At 61.0% G+C, this 21,318-nt stretch carries 8 protein-coding genes and 4 pseudogenes; all 12 read right to left on the bottom strand.

The genetic code is table 11. The features are described from left to right. Positions 1-30 precede the first annotated feature (30 nt). A pseudogene (locus tag CFter6_RS26625) lies at positions 31-911 on the bottom strand (condensation domain-containing protein); the annotation flags it as partial. Positions 912-1,044: 133 nt separating this feature from the next. Next, positions 1,045-1,698 carry a phosphopantetheine-binding protein gene (locus tag CFter6_RS26620; RefSeq protein ID WP_061538595.1) on the bottom strand — a complete coding sequence of 218 codons (654 nt, stop codon included), beginning with the start codon at positions 1,696-1,698 and terminating at the stop codon, positions 1,045-1,047. Then, positions 1,659-1,934, bottom strand: a complete 276-nt coding sequence (locus CFter6_RS02385) for an AMP-binding enzyme (RefSeq protein ID WP_061538594.1) — start codon at positions 1,932-1,934, stop codon at positions 1,659-1,661. The genes CFter6_RS26620 and CFter6_RS02385 overlap by 40 nt, the downstream gene beginning before the upstream one ends. Before the next feature lie 61 nt (positions 1,935-1,995). Further along, on the bottom strand, positions 1,996-4,815 hold the full coding sequence (locus tag CFter6_RS02380) for a condensation domain-containing protein (RefSeq protein WP_250637048.1): 2,820 nt from the start codon (positions 4,813-4,815) through the stop codon (positions 1,996-1,998). Positions 4,816-4,854: 39 nt separating this feature from the next. Beyond that, a pseudogene (locus CFter6_RS26880) lies at positions 4,855-4,974 on the bottom strand (hypothetical protein); the annotation flags it as partial. A 284-nt stretch (positions 4,975-5,258) separates the two neighbouring features. Continuing rightward, positions 5,259-7,878, bottom strand: a pseudogene (locus CFter6_RS26745) (non-ribosomal peptide synthetase); the annotation flags it as partial. Between the two features lie 20 nt (positions 7,879-7,898). Next, a complete protein-coding gene (locus CFter6_RS02360) occupies positions 7,899-9,065 on the bottom strand; it encodes a glycosyltransferase (protein ID WP_061538589.1) in 1,167 nt (388 codons plus the stop codon). Continuing rightward, complete coding sequence (locus tag CFter6_RS02355) at positions 9,062-9,253, bottom strand: MbtH family protein (protein WP_061538588.1); 192 nt, start codon at positions 9,251-9,253, stop codon at positions 9,062-9,064. The genes CFter6_RS02360 and CFter6_RS02355 overlap by 4 nt, the downstream gene beginning before the upstream one ends. Before the next feature lie 87 nt (positions 9,254-9,340). Continuing rightward, positions 9,341-10,672 carry a TauD/TfdA family dioxygenase gene (locus tag CFter6_RS02350; protein WP_082814546.1) on the bottom strand — a complete coding sequence of 444 codons (1,332 nt, stop codon included), beginning with the start codon at positions 10,670-10,672 and terminating at the stop codon, positions 9,341-9,343. Beyond that, positions 10,669-11,142 (bottom strand): hypothetical protein, encoded by a 474-nt coding sequence (locus CFter6_RS02345; RefSeq protein WP_061538586.1) that lies wholly within the window; start codon positions 11,140-11,142, stop codon positions 10,669-10,671. Before CFter6_RS02345 ends, CFter6_RS02350 begins: the two co-directional genes overlap by 4 nt. 47 nt (positions 11,143-11,189) lie before the next feature. Then, positions 11,190-14,924, bottom strand: coding sequence for a non-ribosomal peptide synthetase (locus CFter6_RS02340; protein WP_150118597.1), 3,735 nt, complete (start codon positions 14,922-14,924; stop codon positions 11,190-11,192). Positions 14,925-14,968: 44 nt separating this feature from the next. After that, positions 14,969-21,292 (bottom strand): annotated as a pseudogene (locus CFter6_RS26285) (amino acid adenylation domain-containing protein); the annotation flags it as partial. Positions 21,293-21,318: the final 26 nt, after the last annotated feature.

The raw sequence follows: 21,318 nt of genomic DNA, 5'->3' as shown, positions 1-21,318 counted from the left end.
CTGCACTAAGTGCCCAGCCATACGCTCGATAGTGCTCGCATCAAACAGGTCCGTACTGTACTCAAGCCCTGCGTACAGTTGTCCCTCGGCTTCTATGAAACTTAGGGTCAGGTCAAACTTCGCAGTAGCGCTGCTCGAGTGCACCGGGCGCATGCTCAGACCAGGCAAGTCAAGACTGTCCATCGGGGCGTTCTGCAGCACCAACATCACCTGGAACAGCGGCGCGTGACTCGTATGGCGCTGCGGATTGAGCACCTCCACCAACTGTTCGAAGGGCACGTCTTGGTGCGCATACGCATCCAGCGCCGTCTTGCGCACTTGCTGCAGCAACTCAGCGAACGTGGAATCGTCATGCAACTGCGTTCGCAGCACCAGCGTGTTCACAAAGAAACCAATTAGCGATTCGATCTCCGCTCGATTGCGGTTTGCAATGGGCGTGCCTATGCAAATGTCCGTCTGCCCCGAGTAGCGCGACAGCAAGACGTTAAAGGCCGCTGTCAGCACCATGAACAGCGTCGCTTGCGACTGCTTGCCCAACTCGTGCAACGCCCCGTCACAGTCGCAGGAATCTCAAAACCCAACCTCGCTCCTCGGTGACTTTGCACTGCCGGGCGCGGCCGGTCCGTCGGCAAGTTCAGCAGTGTAGGCGCCGCGTCAAGCTGCTCCTTCCAGTACCCCATCTGCCGCTCTAGCACCTGTCCACTGAGCCACTGGCGCTGCCAGTGCGCAAAGTCAGCGTACTGTATCGCCAACGGCGCCAACGGCGTCCCCTCGCCGCGCACGTACGCCGCATACAGCGCCGCCACCTCTCGCACCAGCACACCAATCGACCAACCATCAGACACAATATGATGCATCGTAAACAGCACCACATGGTCCTGTTCCCCCAGTTTGATCAGCTTGGTCCGCATCAGCGGCCCTTCACTCAGATCAAACGGCGTCTGCGCCTCTTGCTGCGCAAGCTCCACGCTTGGCCCTCTCGATCCTCCTGGCGCACTTGCGTCAAATCCACGACCGGCAATGCAACGTGCACCTCATGCCCTATCAGTTGCCGCGGAACCCGTCGAGTGAATCAAACGTCGTACGTAGCGACTCATGTCGCCTCACCAGTTCATTGAGAGTACGTTGCAGCGCTTGTGTATCGAGTGTTCCCTGTAGCCGCAGCGACACAGGGATGTTGTATATCGCACTTTGCCCTTCAAACTGGTCAAGAAACCATAACCGCTCCTGCGCAAAGGACAGCGCCAAAGCTTCCTGCCTGGACACCGCCACAATCGGCAATAGTTCCAGCGGTTGCGCCTGCTCTCCTGCCGCATGTGCGGCCAGCGCTTCTACTGTCGGCGATTCGAACATCGCACGCAACGGCAACTCCAGCTCCAGCGCCTTGCGAAGCTTCGAAATCACCTGTGTCGCCAGCAGCGAATGGCCGCCCAGCTCGAAGAAGTTGTCGTGACGTCCCACTTTCTCGATCTTGAGCAGTTCGCTCCAAATGGAGGCCAGCATCTGTTCAATCTCGCCCACCGGTGCCTCATACATGCGCCGCACAAACGCTTCTCCCTCGGGTGCCGGCAGGGCCTTCCTGTCAAGCTTGCCATTCGGTGTCAGCGGCAAAGCCTTGAGCTGCACAAAGGCCGTCGGCACCATGTAGTGCGGCAGTTCTAGCGCCAGCGCGTCGCGCAGAGCCGCCACGTCCAGCATTTGCTCTTGCCCTGTTCCTGCGATGCCACCACATAAGCCACCAGGCGCTTGTCGCCAGCAATGTCTTCACGCGCCACCACCACCGCCTGCGCCACGCCATCGTGCTGCGCCAGCACCGCCTCGATCTCTCCAGGCTCAATACGGTGGCCGCGGATCTTCACCTGCTGGTCAACCCGCCCCAGGTACTCCAGTTGTCCGTCCTCGCGCCAGTGCGCCAAATCTCCCGTGCGGTACATCCGCGTGCCGGGCTGCCCATGCGCGCAGGCACAAAACGCTCGGCCGTTAGCCCGGGCCGTCTCAGGTAGCCTCGCGCCAATCCCGCCCCAGCAATGTACAGCTCCCCTGCCACACCCACCGGCACGGCCGCAGGTAGGCGTCCAGCACGTAGACCTGCGTGTTACCAAGCGGGCGCCCAATGGGCGCAGCCTGCTCCGCGTTGGCTTGCAGCCACGCCATGGTCGACCAAATCGTGGTCTCGGTAGGGCCATATAAGTTGATGACCTCGCGCGCCAATTGGCTCAGCGCGGCACTTAAATCGGACGGTAAGGCTTCGCCGCCCACCAGCACGCGCAGGCCCTTCAAGACCTGACTGTCCTGCGTCAGGAGCAACCGCCACAGCGTGGGTGTGGCCTGCATCAGCGTGGCACCACTGTCATGCAGAAACTCGGCCAGTAGCAACGGGTCCTGCACCGTCTCGTGCTCGGCCAGCACCACGCGCGCACCAGCCAGCAGTGGCGCGTACAGCTCCAGCCCCGCAATGTCAAAGCCGATAGTCGTCACCGCAAGCAACCGGTCTGAAGGCTGCACGCGCAGTTTCGCCCCTATGGTTTGGAGGAAGTTCAGTAGGTTGCGCTGCTCAACCACCACTCCCTTAGGTTTTCCCGTTGAGCCCGAGGTGTAGATCACGTAGGCCGGACTGTGTGGACCCAGCGGGCGCACCCGCTCGTGCTCGGCGGGGTCGCTTTGCGCGGCCTCCTGCATCTGCACCTGCAGCACCTCATCCTCCCACAACAGCATCGACACGGCGTCTCGCCCAGCGCCACTGAGCTCTGCCACCAATGCCCCTCGGGTGATCAGGCACAGCGGCTGCGCGTCCTCCAGCATCGCGCTCAGACGCTGCGCCGGGTACGCCGGGTCCAGCGGCAAGTACGCCGCCCCAGCCTTCAGTATGCCCAGCAGGCTTACCACCATCTCCACGCTGCGCTCCAGGCACAACCCCACAATGTCCTCTGGCCCCACCCCGCGCGCTATCAGCACGTGTGCCAGCCGGTTGGCACGCGCGTTCAGTTCCCCGTAGCTCAACTCCTGTTCCCCGCACACCAGCGCCACCGCCTGCGGCGTCGCTTCCACCTGTGCCTCGAACAGCTCCACCAGGGTCTGCTCTTGCACTTCCCGCGCCGTGTCGTTCCATTGCACCAGTATCTGATCACGCTCAGCTGCATCGAGCAGCTCGATGCGGCTCAGTGCCAGCCTGGGCTGGTTCACTACCTCACGCACCAACTGCTCGAAGTACCCCGCCCAGCGCTGGATCGTCGACGCATCGAACAGCTCGCTGGCGTATTGCAAGCTACCCTGCAAACCTTGTGCGGTCTGCCTCAACGCTAGCATCAGGTCGAACTTTGTTGCGCCACCGTCTTGCGCCACGCCGCTCATGCGTAGCCCCGGCACATCGACCTCCATCATCGGCACGTTCTGCAGCACGAACATCGCCTGGAATACCGGCGTGTGCGACAGTGAGCGCTGCGGCTGCAGCACTTCGACCACCTTCTCGAAGGGCAGGTCCTGGTGCGCGTATGCACCCAAGATCGTCTCACGAACCTGGGCGAGCAGGTCCTCAAAGCCGCGATCAAGGTCGATGTTCGCGCGCAGCGCCAGCGTGTTGACGAAGAACCCGATCAGGCCTTCCGTGTCCGCGTGTGTGCGCCCCGCAATCGGCGAACCGATGACGATGTCGCGCTGGCCGCTCAGCTTGGCCAACAGCACCTGGTAGACCGCCAGCAACACCATGAAAGGCGTGACGCCTCTGCGCTGCGCCAGCTGCTCCACCTGCTCGCTCAGCTCCTGGGGCAGCTGCAACGCGCGCGTCGCACCGGCAAAGCTGGCCTGCACGGGCCGCGGCCGATCGGTGGGCAGCTCCAGCAGCGTGGGCCCACCTTGCAGTTGCTCGCTCCAGTATTGGAGCTGGCGCTGCAGCATCTCTCCTTGCAGCCAACTGCGCTGCCACATCGCGTAGTCCGCGTACTGCACCGGCAGCGGCGCCAACTGCGCCGCCTCACCGGCCGCGTATTGACCGTACAGTGCCGCCAATTCCTTGACAAACACCCCCATCGACCAGCCGTCCGTGACGATGTGATGCAGCGTGAGCAGCGCCACATGCTCCTGCGCTCCCAGCCTGACCAGGCTCGCCTTCAGCAATGGCCCAGTCTTCAGGTCAAATATTTGCCTCGCTTCTGCCTGCGCCACTTCTCGCACCTGCGCCTGGCCTTGCTCGGCCGTCAGCGCGCTGAGGTCCACCAAGTGCCACTTCACCTGCAACTGCGCCAGCACTTGCTGCTGCGGCACGCCATCGATGGCTTCAAACCTCGTTCGTAGCGACTCGTGTCTGTCCACCAGCGCTTGCAGCGCCTGCTCCAGCGCCTGCTCATCAAGAACGCCGTGTAGCTCTACCGCCATCGGTATGTTGTACTGCGCCAGCCCCGGTTGCAGTTGCTCCAGGAACCACAGCCGCTCCTGTGCAAACGACAGCGGCACAATCTGCGGGCGTGGCTGTGCCTGCAACGCCGGCAAGTTCAGCGCTTGACCTTGTGCCTGCAGTTCCTGCACCCGCTGCGCCAGCTGCGCCACGCTGGGCTCTTCAAACAGCGCCCTCACAGGCACTTCCACCTGCAGCCGCTGTCTGAGCTGCGACACCAGCCTCGTGGCCAGCAACGAATGTCCTCCCAACTCGAAGAAATTGTCGTGCCGACCCACCTGCGGCTGGCCCAACAGCTCTTGCCACAACTGGACCAGTGCGGTCTCCACCGGACCCTGGGCCGCCTCATAAAAGCGCACTCCAAACGCTTGCATGTCCGGCGCCGGCAACGCCTTCCTGTCAATCTTGCCGCTGGGTGTCAGCATCAGCTGATCCCGCACGACGACAATCGCGGAGGGAACCATATGTTCAGGCAATCGTTGCGCAAGATAGCGGCGCACGATACCAGCCTCCACATCTTTGCCAGGAGCCGGCATGACATAGCCCACCAACCGCAAGTCACCCTCATGCTGGCCTGGATGCACCACCACGCACGCCTGCGCCACATCCTCATGCGAAGCCAGTGCCGCCTCGACCTCCCCGGGCTCGACACGGTAGCCCGAATCTTTAACTGCTGGTCCGCCCGTCCCAGGTGTTCGAGCTCACCGTCGGTCCGCCAGAGCGCCAGGTCGCCCGTGCGGTACATCCGGCTACCCGCCGGTCCGAATGGACACGCCACGAAGCTCTGCGCCGTAAGTTCTGGCCGCCGCAGATAACCCCGCGCCAGCATCACGCCGGACATGTATAGCTCGCCCACCACGCCAATGGGCGCCGGCTGCAAGTGCCTGTCCAGCACATAGGCCTGGTTGTTCCAGATAGGCCGTCCGATAGGCGGCAACAACGGCCACGCGTCAACATCTTGAGGCATCATGTGCCACGTGGCCATGTGGTTCTCGGTTGTGCCGTAATGGTTGTAGAAGCGGCATTGTGGAAGCTGCCGGAAAAAATCCGCAATCGCAGGGCTAATGCGCAGCTGTTCACCTGCCGTGATCACTTCGCGCAAGGCTAGCCGACCTTCATCGCGCAACCTCGTCACGTCTGCGCTCAACCCGTTCTCGCACAGCGCCTGCAGCGCCACATAGGGCAGGAACAGCCGCTCGATACGCATGGACGTCACCGCCTGCAACAGCCGGGCGAAATCGATTCGTGTCTCATGATCAATCAACACAATGGTCGATCCGCTGCACAAGGCGCTGAAGATCTCTTGGAAGGATACGTCAAATCCGAGCGCCGCGAATTGCAAAGTGCGTAGTGGCTGCGCAAGGCCGGCACCGAGATGCTGCCAATGGACCAAGTTCATCAGCGGCTTGTGGGGCATGACCACCCCTTGGGCTTGCCCGTGGAGCCGGAGGTGTAGATTACGTAGGCCGGACTGTTCGCGTTCAACATGCGACCCCGGTCTAAGTCACTGGGATCGGCGACGCTGGCCTGCGCCAACAGATGCTGCGTACCTTCGTCGTCCCACAACAGAAGCGGCGTGCCCGCCTCGTGCAACCGCTCGCCCAGCCGTGCGTCGCTGAGCAGGACCACCGGCTGGGCAGCACAGAGCATATTGAGCAGGCGCTCCTGCGGATAGGCAGGGTCTAGTGAGAGGTACGCCGCCCCAGCCTTCAGTATGCCCAGCAGGCTCACCACCATCTCCACGCTGCGCTCCAGGCACAACCCCACAATGTCCTCTGGCCCCACCCGCGCGCTATCAGCACGTGTGCCAGCCGGTTGGCACGCGCGTTCAGTTCCCCGTAGCTCAACTCCTGTTCCCCGCACACCAGCGCCACCGCCTGCGGCGTCGCTTCCACCTGTGCCTCGAACAGCTCCACCAGGGTCTGCTCTTGCACCTCCCGCGCCGTGTCGTTCCATTGCTTGAGCACCAGCTCGCGCTCACCTTGGCCCAACATCGAAATGCGCGCCAACGGCATTGAGGGCTCTCGCGCCACTTCCTCCAACACCTGCACTAAGTGCCCAGCCATACGCTCGATAGTGCTCGCATCAAACAGGTCCGTACTGTACTCGATGATGCCACTCACGCCGTTCGAGGTTTCCACCAAATTCAAGGTGAGATCGAACTTGCTGCTGGCGTTGGGCATGGCAAGTTGAGAAACTTCGAGCTCCGGCAGAGCCAGTTTCCCGGTTGGCATATTGCCGAGGGCGAACATTATCTGAAAAAGCAGATGGCGCGAAAGATCCCGCTTGGGGTTGATCAGCTCGACGACTCGTTCAAAGGGCAGGTCCTGGTTCGAATAGGCGTCAAGACAGTTCTCGCGCACCCGTTTCAACAAATCGTCAAAAGTTGGGTCGCCGGACAGATCCGTCCTCAACACAAGCGTGTTGGCGAAGAAGCCAATCAAGTCTTCCAGTTCGCGGCGGGGACGGCCAGCGATAGGAGTGCCGACAACGATGTCAGTCTGATTCGACCACCGCGCCAGCACGAGCTTGAAGCCTGCCAGCAGCACCATGAACAGCGTCGCCCCACGGGCGCGGCCGAGCTCAATCAGCTTTTCGCTCAATGGCCCAGGAATGATGATGTCCATTTGAGCACCATTGAAACTCTGGCGCTGAGGACGGGATCGGTCCAATGGCAAGTCAACCCCTTCAGGTGCACCGAGCAGCGCTGTCTTCCACCACTGCTCTTGTTTTGCCAGCGAGACACCTCGCAACTGCTCGCGTTGCCAGATGGCATAGTCCGCATATTGGACGGCCAGCGCGGGCAGATTGGCACCCGCATAGAGCGAAGACAGCTCTCTTGCGAAAACCGTCATCGACCATCCATCACAAATAATATGATGAAGCACCAGAATCAGCACATGATCGTGCTCGTCGACGCGGATGAGTGTGACGCGAAGCATCGGCCCCAAGGACAGGTCGAACGGCTTTGCGCGTTCCCGTTTTACGATGTCTATCATCCTTGTTTGGCGATCATTCTGATCGCTCCCAACAACCTCCTCGCGCGCAATTGGGACAACTACGGATGGCATGATGGTCTGAACAGGCGACTCGTCAACCATCGTGAAAACAGTTCGCAAAACTTCGTGGCGATCGACGATTCCTTGCACAGCGGACGCCAGCGATTTGGAATCCAGCTTGCCCTTCAGACTGATCCCGAAGCAGGAGTTGTAAACCTCGCCGAGCGGCTCAATCTGCTCTAGTGCCCACAGTCTGGTCTGCGCATAACTCAATGGGGGCGGCCCGCCATCCGCTGCCCGCTGCGAGACCGCCGTCGCCGCCGTACCTTTTAGGAATTCGATGATCTGGTTCTTGTGTTCGCGAAGCGAATGGATGTCGGCCGTCGTCAACTGATCTTTGGGCGCCGAATAGTGAAGACGATCCTTCTCGATCCAGAACTGAGCACCACGGGCATCCATGTCCGACAACAATTCGGCGATATTGATCATGACATCTTTCATTTATGCGTTTACTTGATTGGAGAAACTGCGCCACACGCTGGCACCACGCCGCCCTGCACGACAACGTGGTTTGCCACCTCCGCGAAGCAAGACTCAATGCGTGCGATAGCTGTGCGCAATCCATCAGCTTCGCGCGCGACGCTGGAGTATCGCTTGCATACGTCCAGAATGGCGGCATCGTTCATCGCCTTGCGCATGATGATCGCTAATTTCGGTCCATCCCGATCGTCGCCAAGGACGGCCGCGCCAACTCCCAAAGCCACGACTCGGTCCGCATTGGCCATCTGGTCGTGCGCCATGGGCACGACCACCTGCGGACAACCCGCAATCAATGCCTGAGCGCAGGTGCCAACTCCACCGTGAAAAACCAGCGCGCTCGTCAATGGCAATAGAATCCGCAATGGCATGTAATCAATGTGCAGGAATTGATCTTCATCGAGATCCTGCGGTATCTGTTCTTCAAAGCGCGAGAGGAATATGGCGCGGCAATTCAATTGCCTGCAAGCATCGCGCGCCGCAGCGAAGAGGCTTTCGCCCTGCTTCATCGCTGTCCCGAATGTGAATGTCACTGGCGCTGGGCCCTGACGCAGGAAGTCCTGCAAACGAGCCAGTGTGTCGGGATTCCCGGGCTGACCGTCAACTGGCACAAAGCCGGTCATCAGCATCGCTTCCGGGTCGCTCTCACCGGCCTGAGCAAACCACGGTGGAAAAAGTCCTAGCTTGCAGCTGGAGTGGTCGGCACGGAAGATTTCGGGCGTGAGATAGACGCCCAAGATCGGCAAACCAAGGTCCGCCAGCACCTCACGCGCGCGAATGCCTCGAGTGCCGGCGATGAACAACACTGGTCCGCTACGCTTGGCTTGCAGAAGGCTAGTGCGCAACTGCGATATCGTCAGTTCAAACAACGCATCGATTAGCGCATCCGCACGCTGCGGATCCCACAATGCTGGATCGGCCAATGCCCGCTCGCAGGCCTCCTGGGAGCCGATGCTTTCAAATGCCAACCCAGCCGAAATCACGGTCGGGCCGAAATTGGCCGTCGTGAGTACCGTCACCTGTGCGCCAGAGCGTGCCAGGCCCTGTCCAAGTGCCAGGAAGGGCGCCACATCGCCCATGCTTCCCCAGGCGTTGATCAGAATGCTCCGTTGAGCAACGACAGCAGGCATACGGGTCATGCCTCGATCGGACGCACGTCCGTCCAATGCTCCTCGACGTACTTGATGCATGCCACGCGCGACTCAGGGCCGAGTACTTGGGTCCAACCGTCTGGCACGTCGTTGGAGTGAGGCCACAAAGAATGCTGGCCAGCCGAATTGCGCAACACCAGGTATTGAGTGTTGTCGTCTTCAAAAGGGTTTTTCATAGCTTAGCTCCTGTCTAAACACGGTAGTTGGGAAGATGCAAGGCGCCGGTAACGCCGCCATTCGCGTCTCTACGCCGAAGAAATTGCTCATCGTCGAGGTTCACGTGGAAGAGGTCCATCGCTCGCAGCGCCGTCTGTGCGCAAAGCGGCGAACTGCTCACCGACGCATGGAGCATCGCCGAGCGCGCCTGGGTCAGCCAGGCCGCTGCCGGCTCGCGGCGCAATGTCGATTGGATTGAAAATGAAAGCCCGAATGGTCCTGGGACCGAAGCCGGGCATGCCGGCGTGTGCCATGCGCATGTTGTCGAGAATGAAGATGTCTCCCGTCCGCCAGTGAAAGGATGAAAAATTTCGGCGCATTGAGCGGGCCAGAGATTGCACGTCGGCCGGGGTGAACGCTTCACTGATTCGGGTCCCGAATGCACCAAGACGAGTCGCCGGTGGCTGCCGGCGAATTCTGCCGAAGGCGGACTTGAGCATTTCCTTGAGCACAAGCCCTACTGCGCCCGGACTTTCCACCATCTGCAGGATCAACGTCAGCCAGGAGAATCTCCACGCCAGTCGATGCATCGCCCACTTCGCATCGCTGTAGTCGGCACGGAACTCTTCGTGGAGATGTTTTCCAAGGCCCAAGCCTTCCAACTCGCCCGAAATATTGGTTACCAGTGCGATGCCATTGATAGCCGACAACTTAATACAGCATGGCTTGTAGAAACAGACGTGAGCATGACCACCCTTTTCCATAACCTCGAGCCCCGCCTCATGACAAGTTTGCAGTGCAACGGCCTCGGTGGTGTTGTAGCGGCTTGCAACCTCGGCTAAACGGACACTTTTGACAGAGCATGCTTCCGCGGCCAGATGAGCCCTGATCCGCTCGGGCAGTTCCTCGTAAACCTTGGCCATGTCTACGACACCGGTCTCGCCGCCCAACGTCGAAGGCTGCTCGCAGAAGAAAGCGATGTAGCGCGGCACGTCCGGGCTGTAGTAGTTCTCTGCGTGGAAGCCGCCAACGGGGCTGAACGATCCCCCGGTCTTGTACAGCGTGTTGGTGTGCAACACGAAGCGAGCGCCGTCGATTACAGTGCGTCCAAGCTCGGACATGAATACCTGGTTCATGCCACGCACCTGCGGAATGGACAGCATGGCCTGCTCGAAATCGCCCCCCGTTGCTACACCGAATCCGCGCAACAAAACGGCTCCATGTCGTTCGACTTGGTCCAGAATTTCCAGCCCTCTTTCGGCCAGCAGAGTCCGTGCCTCACCTGCATCTGCTGGATTCTGCGCTTCGATCACCATCGGAATACCACGGAAATCGTTGCGGGTAGCCTGTTCCTGCGGTTGAAGTGTACGCACGCGGGCTGCGATGCCTGCACAGAGTGGTTCCGACGGATTCACTGCGACAAGCGTCGGAATGCTCATCGTGCCCCCCCCAACAGCGCGCACTTAGTCATAACCGACCAGACGATTCGGTCCACACGAAGGTGCTGCGCTGGATGCAGCACCGGCAGGATGGACCGAATACACTTGTGAAGCAGGTCAACAATCTCGTCCGCCTCTATACCTGACCAAGGAATGTCTCGCGACGCGATGAACTGCTTATCTCGCATGGGCTCATGCACAAGAGCCCTCCTTTTGACACGCTCGACCACCTCGGCCTCGTTCATCGCGACTTGCTCGCCCCAGCGCTCCCCTCCCTTTAAGTGGTGATGCAGATAAAGGTATCCAATGATCGCAAATCCGAAATTGAGGACTGCAACGCTATGCAGGCATACGACAGCGAACAGGCTTGTCAGTGCGCGAAATGGTTGCAGCTTTGTCGGGGTTCGCGCAGAATCCTGCCTGCTACTGCCCGACGTGAAATTACGCTCTTGAACAGATTGAATGCTCATGTTAGTGCCCGTTAATATTCGTTGTTAAATGAATGGCAAGCGAAACATTAGATAAATCCACGCTCCACCTCAGACACGCCCGTCGCCGCACCCGGTTGTGACTGGGTCTGTTCGGACATCAGTCTCGCGGCTAGGCTAGCCACGGTTGGGTTTTCGAATAGCGTTCTGACTGAAATGTCACAACCGGTGTATGGAATCAACCGTGCGATCAGTTGCATTACCAGCAGCGAATGACCACCAAGATCGAAGAAGTTGTCGTGGATGCCAACATCCCGCACATCCAGCAGCTTGGAGTACGCGTCGGCAATGAGTCTTTCAAGCTCATTGCGCGGCGCTTCATACGCCACGCCTTCTCTGCTCGGTATCGGTAAGGCACGCTTGTCCAATTTTCCGTTTGCGGTCATGGGTAGCTCGACCATGGGCACGAAGGCGGAAGGGACCATGTAGTCCGGCAGATGGCGCCCTATGGATTCCCTCAGCTGTGTCGCTGACTGCACTGCGGCCCCGATGCGCCAAACTAGGTAGGCGACGATCCGGCTCGTTCCGCGGCTGTCTTCTTGCGTCACGACCGCAGCCTTGACGATGCCCTCCACCCTCCGCAGTGCGGCCTCAACCTCCCCAGCCTCGACGCGGTAGCCCCTTACCTTCATCTGCTGGTCGGCGCGACCGAAGTACTCGATGACACCATCAGCACGCCGACGCACGCGGTCACCTGTCCGGTACATGCGTTCACCCGGCCCGCCCCAAGGGCAGGCCACGAAACGTTGCGCAGTCTGACCGCGCTTGCCCAGGTAGCCCAAGGCCACTCCGCGTCCTGCAACGTATAATTCGCCGACAACCCCAATCGCAACTAGTTGCAGCCGTGCATCGAGGACATACAGGCGCGTGTTCCAGATCGGGCGTCCGATCGGGATGCTTCCCACGCCATCCACGCTGTCGAGGATGTCAAACGTCGTACATCCCACCGTCAATTCGGTTGGACCATAGTGGTTGATCAGACGCACAGTCGGGAATCGCCGCTGCCAGTAGTGCACATCTCTCGGAATAAGCGCTTCACCGCCCAACATGAGTTGCAGCGTAGGCGCGCTGGCGCGTTCACTCGCCTCCAGTAGCGTATTGACGAAGTGCAGGTGCGACGGCGTCATCTTCACCAGCGTGCACGGCTTGTCACCCAGCCGGTCTAACAGCGACTGCGCTTCCCTCCCCGGCGTAGGCAGCATCAAAGTCTGACCAGCAAGTAGTGGGCCGTATAGTGTGGTCACAAGCCCATCGAATCCAAACGAATGAACGGCCGGAGAGCCATCTCCTTGGGTTTGCTCATAGTAGTTGGCGTGCGACCACTGCAAATAGTTGCTCAAGTTACCGTGCGATATGATCACACCTTTCGGCTGGCCTGTTGAGCCCGAGGTGTAGATCACGTAGGCCGGACTGTGTGGACCCAGCGGGCGCACCCGCTCGTGCTCGGCGGGGTCGCTTTGCGCGGCCTCCTGCATCTGCACCTGCAGCACCTCATCCTCCCACAACAGCATCGACACGGCGTCTCGCCCAGCGCCACTGAGCTCTGCCACCAATGCCCCTCGGGTGATCAGGCACAGCGGCTGCGCGTCCTCCAGCATCGCGCTCAGACGCTGCGCCGGGTACGCCGGGTCCAGCGGCAAGTACGCCGCCCCAGCCTTCAGTATGCCCAGCAGGCTTACCACCATCTCCACGCTGCGCTCCAGGCACAACCCCACAATGTCCTCTGGCCCCACCCCGCGCGCTATCAGCACGTGTGCCAGCCGGTTGGCACGCGCGTTCAGTTCTCCGTAGCTCAACTCCTGTTCCCCGCACACCAGCGCCACCGCCTGCGGCGTCGCTTCCACCTGCGCCTCGAACAGCTCCACCAGGGTCTGCTCTTGCACCTCCCGCGCCGTGTCGTTCCACTGCACCAGTATCTGATCACGCTCAGCTGCATCGAGCAGCTCGATACCCCCGATTGGCTGCTGCACATCGCTTACCATCGCGCGCAAAATGCGTTCGTATTGCCCAGCCATACGCTCGATGGTGCTCGCATCGAACAGGTCCGTGGCGTAATCCAGCGTACCCTCCACCACGCCTGCGACCTCGCTGAGGTTGAGCGTGAGGTCAAATTTCGTTGTCCCCCTTGCCGACGGCTCTTGGCGCAGTCGCAGCCCCGGCAGGTCCAATTCCACTGCCGGCACGTTCTGCAGAACGAACATCGTCTGGAAGACCGGCTGTCGACTCAGATCGCGTACGGGCTGCAGCACCTCCACCAGCTTCTCAAACGGCAGATCTTGTTGTTCGTAGCCCTGCAGGGTGATTAGCCTGACCTGCGCTAGCAAGGCTTGCACACTATCGCTCCCAAGTACCCGCGTGCGCAGCGCTAGCGTGTTGACAAAGAACCCGATCAGGCCCTCTGTGTCCGCGTGCGTGCGCCCAGCGATGGGCACACCTACAACAACATCGTCCTGGCCGCTCAAGCGACTCAGCAGCAATTGGTAGCCCGCCAGTAGCACCATAAACAGCGTCGCGTTATGGTGCCGCGCCAGCGCCTGTAATTGCTGGGTCAGCTCGGTCTCGATCCGCACCGGCACGTTTTGGCCGGCAAAGCTGGCCTGCACGGGCCGCGGCCGATCGGTGGGCAGCTCCAGCAGCGTGGGCCCACCTTGCAGTTGCTCGCTCCAGTATTGGAGCTGGCGCTGCAGCATCTCTCCTTGCAGCCAACTGCGCTGCCACATCGCGTAGTCCGCGTACTGCACCGGCAGCGGCGCCAACTGCGCCGCCTCACCGGCCGCGTATTGACCGTACAGTGCCGCCAATTCCTTGACAAACACCCCCATCGACCAGCCGTCCGTGACGATGTGATGCAGCGTGAGCAGCGCCACATGCTCCTGCGCTCCCAGCCTGACCAGGCTCGCCTTCAGCAATGGCCCAGTCTTCAGGTCAAATATTTGCCTCGCTTCTGCCTGCGCCACTTCTCGCACCTGCGCCTGGCCTTGCTCGGCCGTCAGCGCGCTGAGGTCCACCAAGTGCCACTTCACCTGCAACTGCGCCAGCACTTGCTGCTGCGGCACGCCATCGATGGCTTCAAACCTCGTTCGTAGCGACTCGTGTCTGTCCACCAGCGCTTGCAGCGCCTGCTCCAGCGCCTGCTCATCAAGAACGCCGTGTAGCTCTACCGCCATCGGTATGTTGTACTGCGCCAGCCCCGGTTGCAGTTGCTCCAGGAACCACAGCCGCTCCTGTGCAAACGACAGCGGCACAATCTGCGGGCGTGGCTGTGCCTGCAACGCCGGCAAGTTCAGCGCTTGACCTTGTGCCTGCAGTTCCTGCACCCGCTGCGCCAGCTGCGCCACGCTGGGCTCTTCAAACAGCGCCCTCACAGGCACTTCCACCTGCAGCCGCTGTCTGAGCTGCGACACCAGCCTCGTGGCCAGCAACGAATGTCCTCCCAACTCGAAGAAATTGTCGTGCCGACCCACCTGCGGCTGGCCCAACAGCTCTTGCCACAACTGGACCAGTGCGGTCTCCACCGGACCCTGGGCCGCCTCATAAAAGCGCACTCCAAACGCTTGCATGTCCGGCGCCGGCAACGCCTTCCTGTCAATCTTGCCGCTGGGTGTCAGCGGCAATGCCTTGAGCTGCACGAAGGCCGCCGGCACCATGTAGTGCGGCAGCTCGAGCGCCAGCGCGTCGCGCAAAGCCGCCACGTCCAGTGTTTGCTCTTGCCCCTGTTCCTGCGATGCCACAACATAAGCCACCAGGCGCTTGTCGCCTGGCACATCCTCTCGAGCCAACACCACCGCTTCTCGTACGCCTTCGCACGCCCCAGCTTGGCCTCAATCTCGCCCGGTTCGATGCGAAAACCACGGATCTTCACCTGTTGGTCGTTGCGTCCCAGGAATTCAATGTCGCCATTAGGAAAATATCTCCCAAGGTCTCCGGTCTTGTACATCCGGGACTGTGGAGCGATGCTGAATGGGTCTGCTATAAACCTTTCGGCCGTGAGCTCAGGACGGTTCAGATAGCCGCGCGCGACTCCTGCCCCTCCTATGTGTATCTCCCCTGCCACTCCCAGCGGTACTGGCTGGCCTTGCGCGTCCAGTATGTAGATCTGCGTGTTGGCAATCGGGCGACCTATCGGCAGCACTTTGCTCGAAGCCGCGCTGACCTCGTGCGTGATAGCAAAAGCAACCGACTCCGTTGGGCCATACGTGTGTAACAGGTGTCGCGGAGCGCTCTTCGCGAAAAAACGTGCAACCACGTTCACATCGGCTTTGTCCCCACCAAACAATAAGTACTTCATCGTCGAAAAAACATCTCCGAGCGCGTCGCTGTATTGGGTGAAGAGGCCGGCAGTTAACTGTAAAATGGTGGCATTGTGGCTGATCAGCGCTTGTCCGAACTCATCCGAATTAAGCAGGGTCGCATTAGGAATAATCAGCAGCCTCGCGCCATTTAACAAGCTGATCCAAATTTCCCAAGTCGAGGCGTCAAAAGCGGGGTTGGCGCAGTAGACAACACAATCTTCCGGATCGATTGGTACACACGGTTCGTTGATAACAAGCTGGATCACATTGCTATGCTCGACCATAATCCCCTTAGGCTGTCCCGTCGAGCCCGAGGTGTAGATGACATTGGCCAGGTGGCGCGCCTTCAAGCCCAGATCTGCAGGCTTGGGGTTGTACAGGGGTTGGTATGCTGTGATGTCGGCCTGACCTTTGGCGTCCAGCAACAGTACCGGCGCACCTGTTTGAACCATGTGCACTTGTAGTTCTGCTTGCGCGAGCAATGCAATGGGAGCACTGTCTTGCAACATGTAGGCCAGTCGCTCTTCTGGATAGCTGGGATCCAGCGGCACATACGCCGCTCCAGCCTTGAGTATTCCCAACAGGCCCACTATCATCCCCAGGCTACGCTCCATGCAGATGGCCACCCTATCGTCTGGCTTTACTCCCAGCGCAATGAGGTGATGGGCAACCTGGTTGGCACGCCGGTTGAGCTCCTGGTACGTCAGGCTCAGCTCTTCGTATACCAGCGCCGTGGCATCCGGCTGGCGCTCCACTTGCTCCTCAAAGAGCTCATGGATCAGCTTGTCCCGCGGGTACTCCACTGCCGTGTCGTTGAACTCCACGAGCAACTGGTGTCGTTCAGTCGAATTCAACAGCGCAATCTCGCTAATGCGCTGTTGCTCATCGCCTAGTAAGCCTTGCAGAAGAACTTGGAAGTGGCCTGCCCAGCGCTCTATGGTGCTTTGGTCATACAGATCACTGGCGTACCCTAAACTCCCTCTGATCACCTCGCCCGTCTCCGTCAAAGACATTGACAAGTCAAAATTGGTGGTAGTGCTCGGTAGCGGCAGTCCCTGCAAGCTCAAACCGGGCAGCGTCAGAATCTGCTCGTTGGGCGTGTTGTGGAGCACCATCATGACTTGGAAGACCGGGTTGTGGCTCATGCTGCGCCGTGGCTGCAAGGCTTCAACGACCTGCTCAAAGGGGATATCCTGGTGCGCATAGGCATCCAGGGCGATGGCTTTGATGCGGCTAAGCAATTCGCCCACGCTGGGATTGTCTTCGATCTGAATGCGCAAGGCCAGCGTGTTCACAAAGAACCCTATCAGCGATTCGATCTCGCTGCGCTGGCGATTGGCCACCGGGGTGCCTATCACTACGTCGTGCTGGGCGCTCAGGCGCGCCAGCAGCATCGACCAGCCCCCCAAAAGCGTCATGAACAAGGTGGTGCCGTGGCGTTGACTCAAGCGTTTGAGTCCTGCCGTCAAGGCTGCGGGAATGACCAGGTCTACACTGGAGCCGACAAAGCTTTGCGCGCCCGGGCGTGGCCGATCAGCAGGGAGTTCGAGTAGGGCTGGCGCTTCGCCGAGGTGTTGGCGCCAATACCCCAACTGCCTTTGCAGCACGTCGCCTTGTAGCCAACCGCGCTGCCACATCGCGTAGTCCGCGTACTGCACCGACAGCGGCGCCAACTCACCATCTCCACCGCCGACAGCCTGCGCATACAGCGCCCCCAATTCCCTCACCAACACTCCCATTGACCAGCCATCGCTCACAATATGGTGCAGCGTGAGCAGCCCCACGTATTCCTGTGCTCCCAGCTTGACCAGACGTACCCTCAGCAGCGGGCCTCGCGCCAAATCAAACGGCATCCGGGCCTCGTCCTGCGCTAGCCATTGTGCCTTCGCCTGCCCCTCGCCCACAGGCAGCTCACTCAAGTCCTCCAACTGCACCGGCACCTCCAGCCAAGGCTGGATCACTTGGCGCGCCACTCCCTCATGCTGTTCGATGCGGCTGCGCAGCACCTCGTGGCGTTGCACCAACTGCTGCACCGCATGAACCAGAGCTGCCTCGTCCAGGCACCCTTGCAAGCGCATCGCCACCGGCATGTTGTATTGCGCCTGCTGCGCCCCCAACTGGTCAAGAAACCACAGCCGCTCCTGCGCAAACGACAGCGCAAAGCTCTGCTCAAGCCCTTGCCCAAGCTGCTCACGCGGCTGCGCCTTCAGCGGCGGGGGCCCCTCACCCTGGTCATGACTCTGGCTCACCTGCTGCGCCAGCTCACGCACCGTGGGCGCCTCGAATACGCTGCGCACCGCCAACTCCACCCCCAGCATCTCCCTGAGCCGTGAAACCAGCCTTGTGGCCAGCAGCGAATGCCCCCCCAACTCAAAGAAATTATCCTCAATGCCGATCACCTGCTGCGCCGGCATATCAAGCACCTGCACAAAAGCGCTCAGCACAATCTCCTCCAGTGGACTGCGCGCAGCCACGTGCTCGAGCGCACCTTGCCACTGCGGCGCCGGCAGCGTTCGCCGATCCACCTTGCCGTTGGCGTTCAGTGGCAACCGCTCAAGCATCACTATCGCCGCCGGCACCATGTACTCTGGCAGTTGCGTTGCCAACCCCGCTCGCAATTGCTGCGGGGTCAGTTCACCCGTCTCCTGAGCATCTGGACGTGCCACTACGTAGGCCACCAGGCGCTTGTCGCCAGCAATGTCTTCACGCGCCACCACCACCGCCTGCGCCACGCCATCGTGCTGCGCCAGCACCGCCTCGATCTCTCCAGACTCAATACGGTGGCCGCGGATCTTCACCTGCTGATCAACCCGCCCCAGGTACTCCAGTTGTCCGTCCTCGCGCCAGCGCGCCAAATCTCCCGTGCGGTACATCCGCGTGCCGGGCTGCCCATGCGCGCAGGCCACAAAACGCTCGGCCGTTAGCCCGGGCCGTCTCAGGTAGCCTCGCGCCAATCCCGCCCCAGCAATGTACAGCTCCCCTGCCACACCAATGGGCACTGCGGACAAGCTCGCATCCAGCACGTACACCTGCGTGTTCCAGATCGGCCGCCCAATTGGAACCAAATCAGCATCGCACTCGGCCCACAAACTGTCGCCGCTGGCTTCGGAGGAGCCGTAGAAATTCAGCAATCGCGCAGATGGCAGCAGTTGCTTGAACGCCGCCGCTTGTTGCCTTGAAACCGCTTCTCCGCTGGTGATCCAAAGACTGCAACTGCTCAGGTCGCTTTCGACTGCTTGCCCCATCAGGGCGTCAAGCAGACTGGGCACAAGGGTCACCGCTTGGAGGCGGTGCTCCTGGATCAAGCGTGCCAGCTCAATGGCACTGCGCGTGGTCGCCGAATCGGCGAGCAGTACTGTACGGCCCTGCAAAAGTGGCCCAAATAACTCGGTGGTGCCATCAATGAAGCTCAACGAACTCTTGGTTAACACCGGCACTTGCGCCGCATGGGCGTGAACAGCATCGAACCACTTCAATCGGTTAACGATAGCGTGGTGCGGCCCCACCACCCCCTTGGGTTTGCCCGTTGAGCCCGAGGTGTAGATCACGTAGGCCGGACTGTGTGGACCCAGCGGGCGCACCCGCTCATGCTCGGCGGGGTCGCTTTGCGCGGCCTCCTGCATCTGCACCTGCAGCACCTCATCCTCCCACAACAGCATCGACACGGCGTCTCGCCCAGCGCCACTGAGCTCTGCTACCAATGCCCCTCGTGTGATCAGGCACAGCGGCTGCGCGTCCTCCAGCATCGCGCTCAGACGCTGCGCCGGGTACGCCGGGTCCAGCGGCAAGTACGCCGCCCCAGCCTTCAGTATGCCCAGCAGGCTCACCACCATCTCCACGCTGCGCTCCAGGCACAACCCCACAATGTCCTCTGGCCCCACCCCGCGCGCTATCAGCACGTGTGCCAGCCGGTTGGCACGCGCGTTCAGTTCCCCGTAGCTCAACTCCTGTTCCCCGCACACCAGCGCCACCGCCTGCGGCGTCGCTTCCACCTGTGCCTCGAACAGCTCCACCAGGGTCTGCTCTTGCACCTCCCGCGCCGTGTCGTTCCACTGCACCAGTATCTGATCGCGTTCAGCCTCATCGAGCAGCTCGATACCCCCGATTGGCTGCTGCACATCGCTTACCATCGCGCACAAGATGCGCTCTAATTGCCCAGCCATGCGCGCTACCGTCGCCTCTTCGAACAACTCGGCTCGATAGCCCAGCCTCAGGCTCAGCCTGGGCCCGGGTACGACTACCAGGCTCAACGGATAGTGCACCGCGTCGTGCGTGCTGACCGCCCCGATCTTGAGCCCCGCTGCCGCTCGGCTCAACGCCTCTCGGTCCACCGGATAGTTCTCAAAGACCACTAGCGTGTCAAACAGGCTGCCCAGCCCAGCCAATGCCTGAATTTCGCTGAGCCCCAGGTGCGCGTGCGCCATCAGGCGCGACTGCCCATCCTGCACCCTGGCCAGCATCTCGCCCAGCCGCTCTTGCCCCTGCAGCCGCACGCGCAGTGGCACCGTGTTAATAAACAGTCCCAGCATGCTCTCGGCGCCCGCCAATTCCGCCGGACGCCCCGCCACCGTGACACCGAAGACCACGTCCTCGCTGCCGCTCAGGCAGCCCAGCAGGATCGCCCAGGCCCCTTGCATCAGAGTGTTAAGCGTCAACCCCTGGCTACGCGCTTGTTGCTGCAGCGCCTGGCTCAACTCAGACTTGAGCGCCCAGACGTACTCGCGCGGCGGCGCCTTGGCCAGCAGCGGCGGCGCAACCAGACTGGGCCCCTCCAGTCCGTGCAGCGCCTCTCGCCAGGCTGCCATGGCGCTCAGGCGATCTTGCCCGGCTAACCATTGCATGTAGTGCCGGTACGGTAGCGGTGCGCGCAGCGCGCCGTCATCGCCCCGGGACGCGTACAACTGCAGCAATTCTTGCAGCAGTAGTGGCATCGACCAACCATCCAACAGCATGTGATGGCAACTCAGAATCAACCGGTAGCTCTGCTGGCCCAAGCGCACCAGCGTGAAGCGCAGCAACCCCAAGGGCTGCGCATCCGCAAGATCAAAGCGCCGCGCCCGTTCAGCCTGCAGCAATTCCTGCAGCGCCTGCGCCTGGCCCAGCGGCTCTAAATCATGGCTCTGAAAGCTGCGCTGCAGTTGCTGCTCGTCGAGCGCAGCGATGACTTGCAACGCCTGGCCTTCTTGCTGCACAAAGCACGCCCTTAGCTGCCCGTGCCGACGCAATAGCGCATGTAGCGCTGCGCGCAGCACCACCTCGTCAATGGCACTGTCCAATTCCAGCACCTGCTGGATCTGGTACGCGTCCACCACCTGTTCCTGCTGCCCAGCCTGCACACGGTCATACAGCGCATGAAACAGTAGTCCCTCTTGCAGCGGTGTCAGTGGCAGCACCTCTTCTAGCGCCCCATAGCGTAGTTCGAGCTGCTCGATGTGCTGCTGGCTGATTTGCACCAACGCAAAGTCGCTGGGCGTATGCCCCCCAGCTCCGGTCTGCTGCGCGTAGCGCACGATGGCCTGCAGCGCTTGCTGCCAGCCTTGCGCCAGTTCGCGTACATCGCTCTCTTGCAGCACCCCGCTGGCCCAACTCCAATTGGCGCTCAGATGTGGACCATCCGGTCCGTCCAGCGTCAACGCGTTGATCTCCAAGACGTGCGCCAACGGCAGACTCGCATCCTGTCCCCCCAGTTCCTGACTCTCTTCGGCAAATGCCCAGTCACCGCCGCCCGCTGCGAAGCGGCCCAAGTAGTTGAAGCCAATCTGCGGCGCGCCCTGTCCCTGCAACTCCGGCCGTGCGCTCACATGGCGCAACAGCCCCCAGCCCAGCCCAAGACCAGGCACACCGCGCAATTGCTCTTTGATGGCCT

The sequence above is a fragment of the Collimonas fungivorans genome (genome assembly GCF_001584145.1).
Classification (GTDB): Bacteria; Pseudomonadota; Gammaproteobacteria; order Burkholderiales; family Burkholderiaceae_D; genus Collimonas; species Collimonas fungivorans.
The sequence above is the reverse complement of the archived record's forward strand: the minus strand, read 5'-3'. Positions and strand labels throughout refer to the sequence as shown.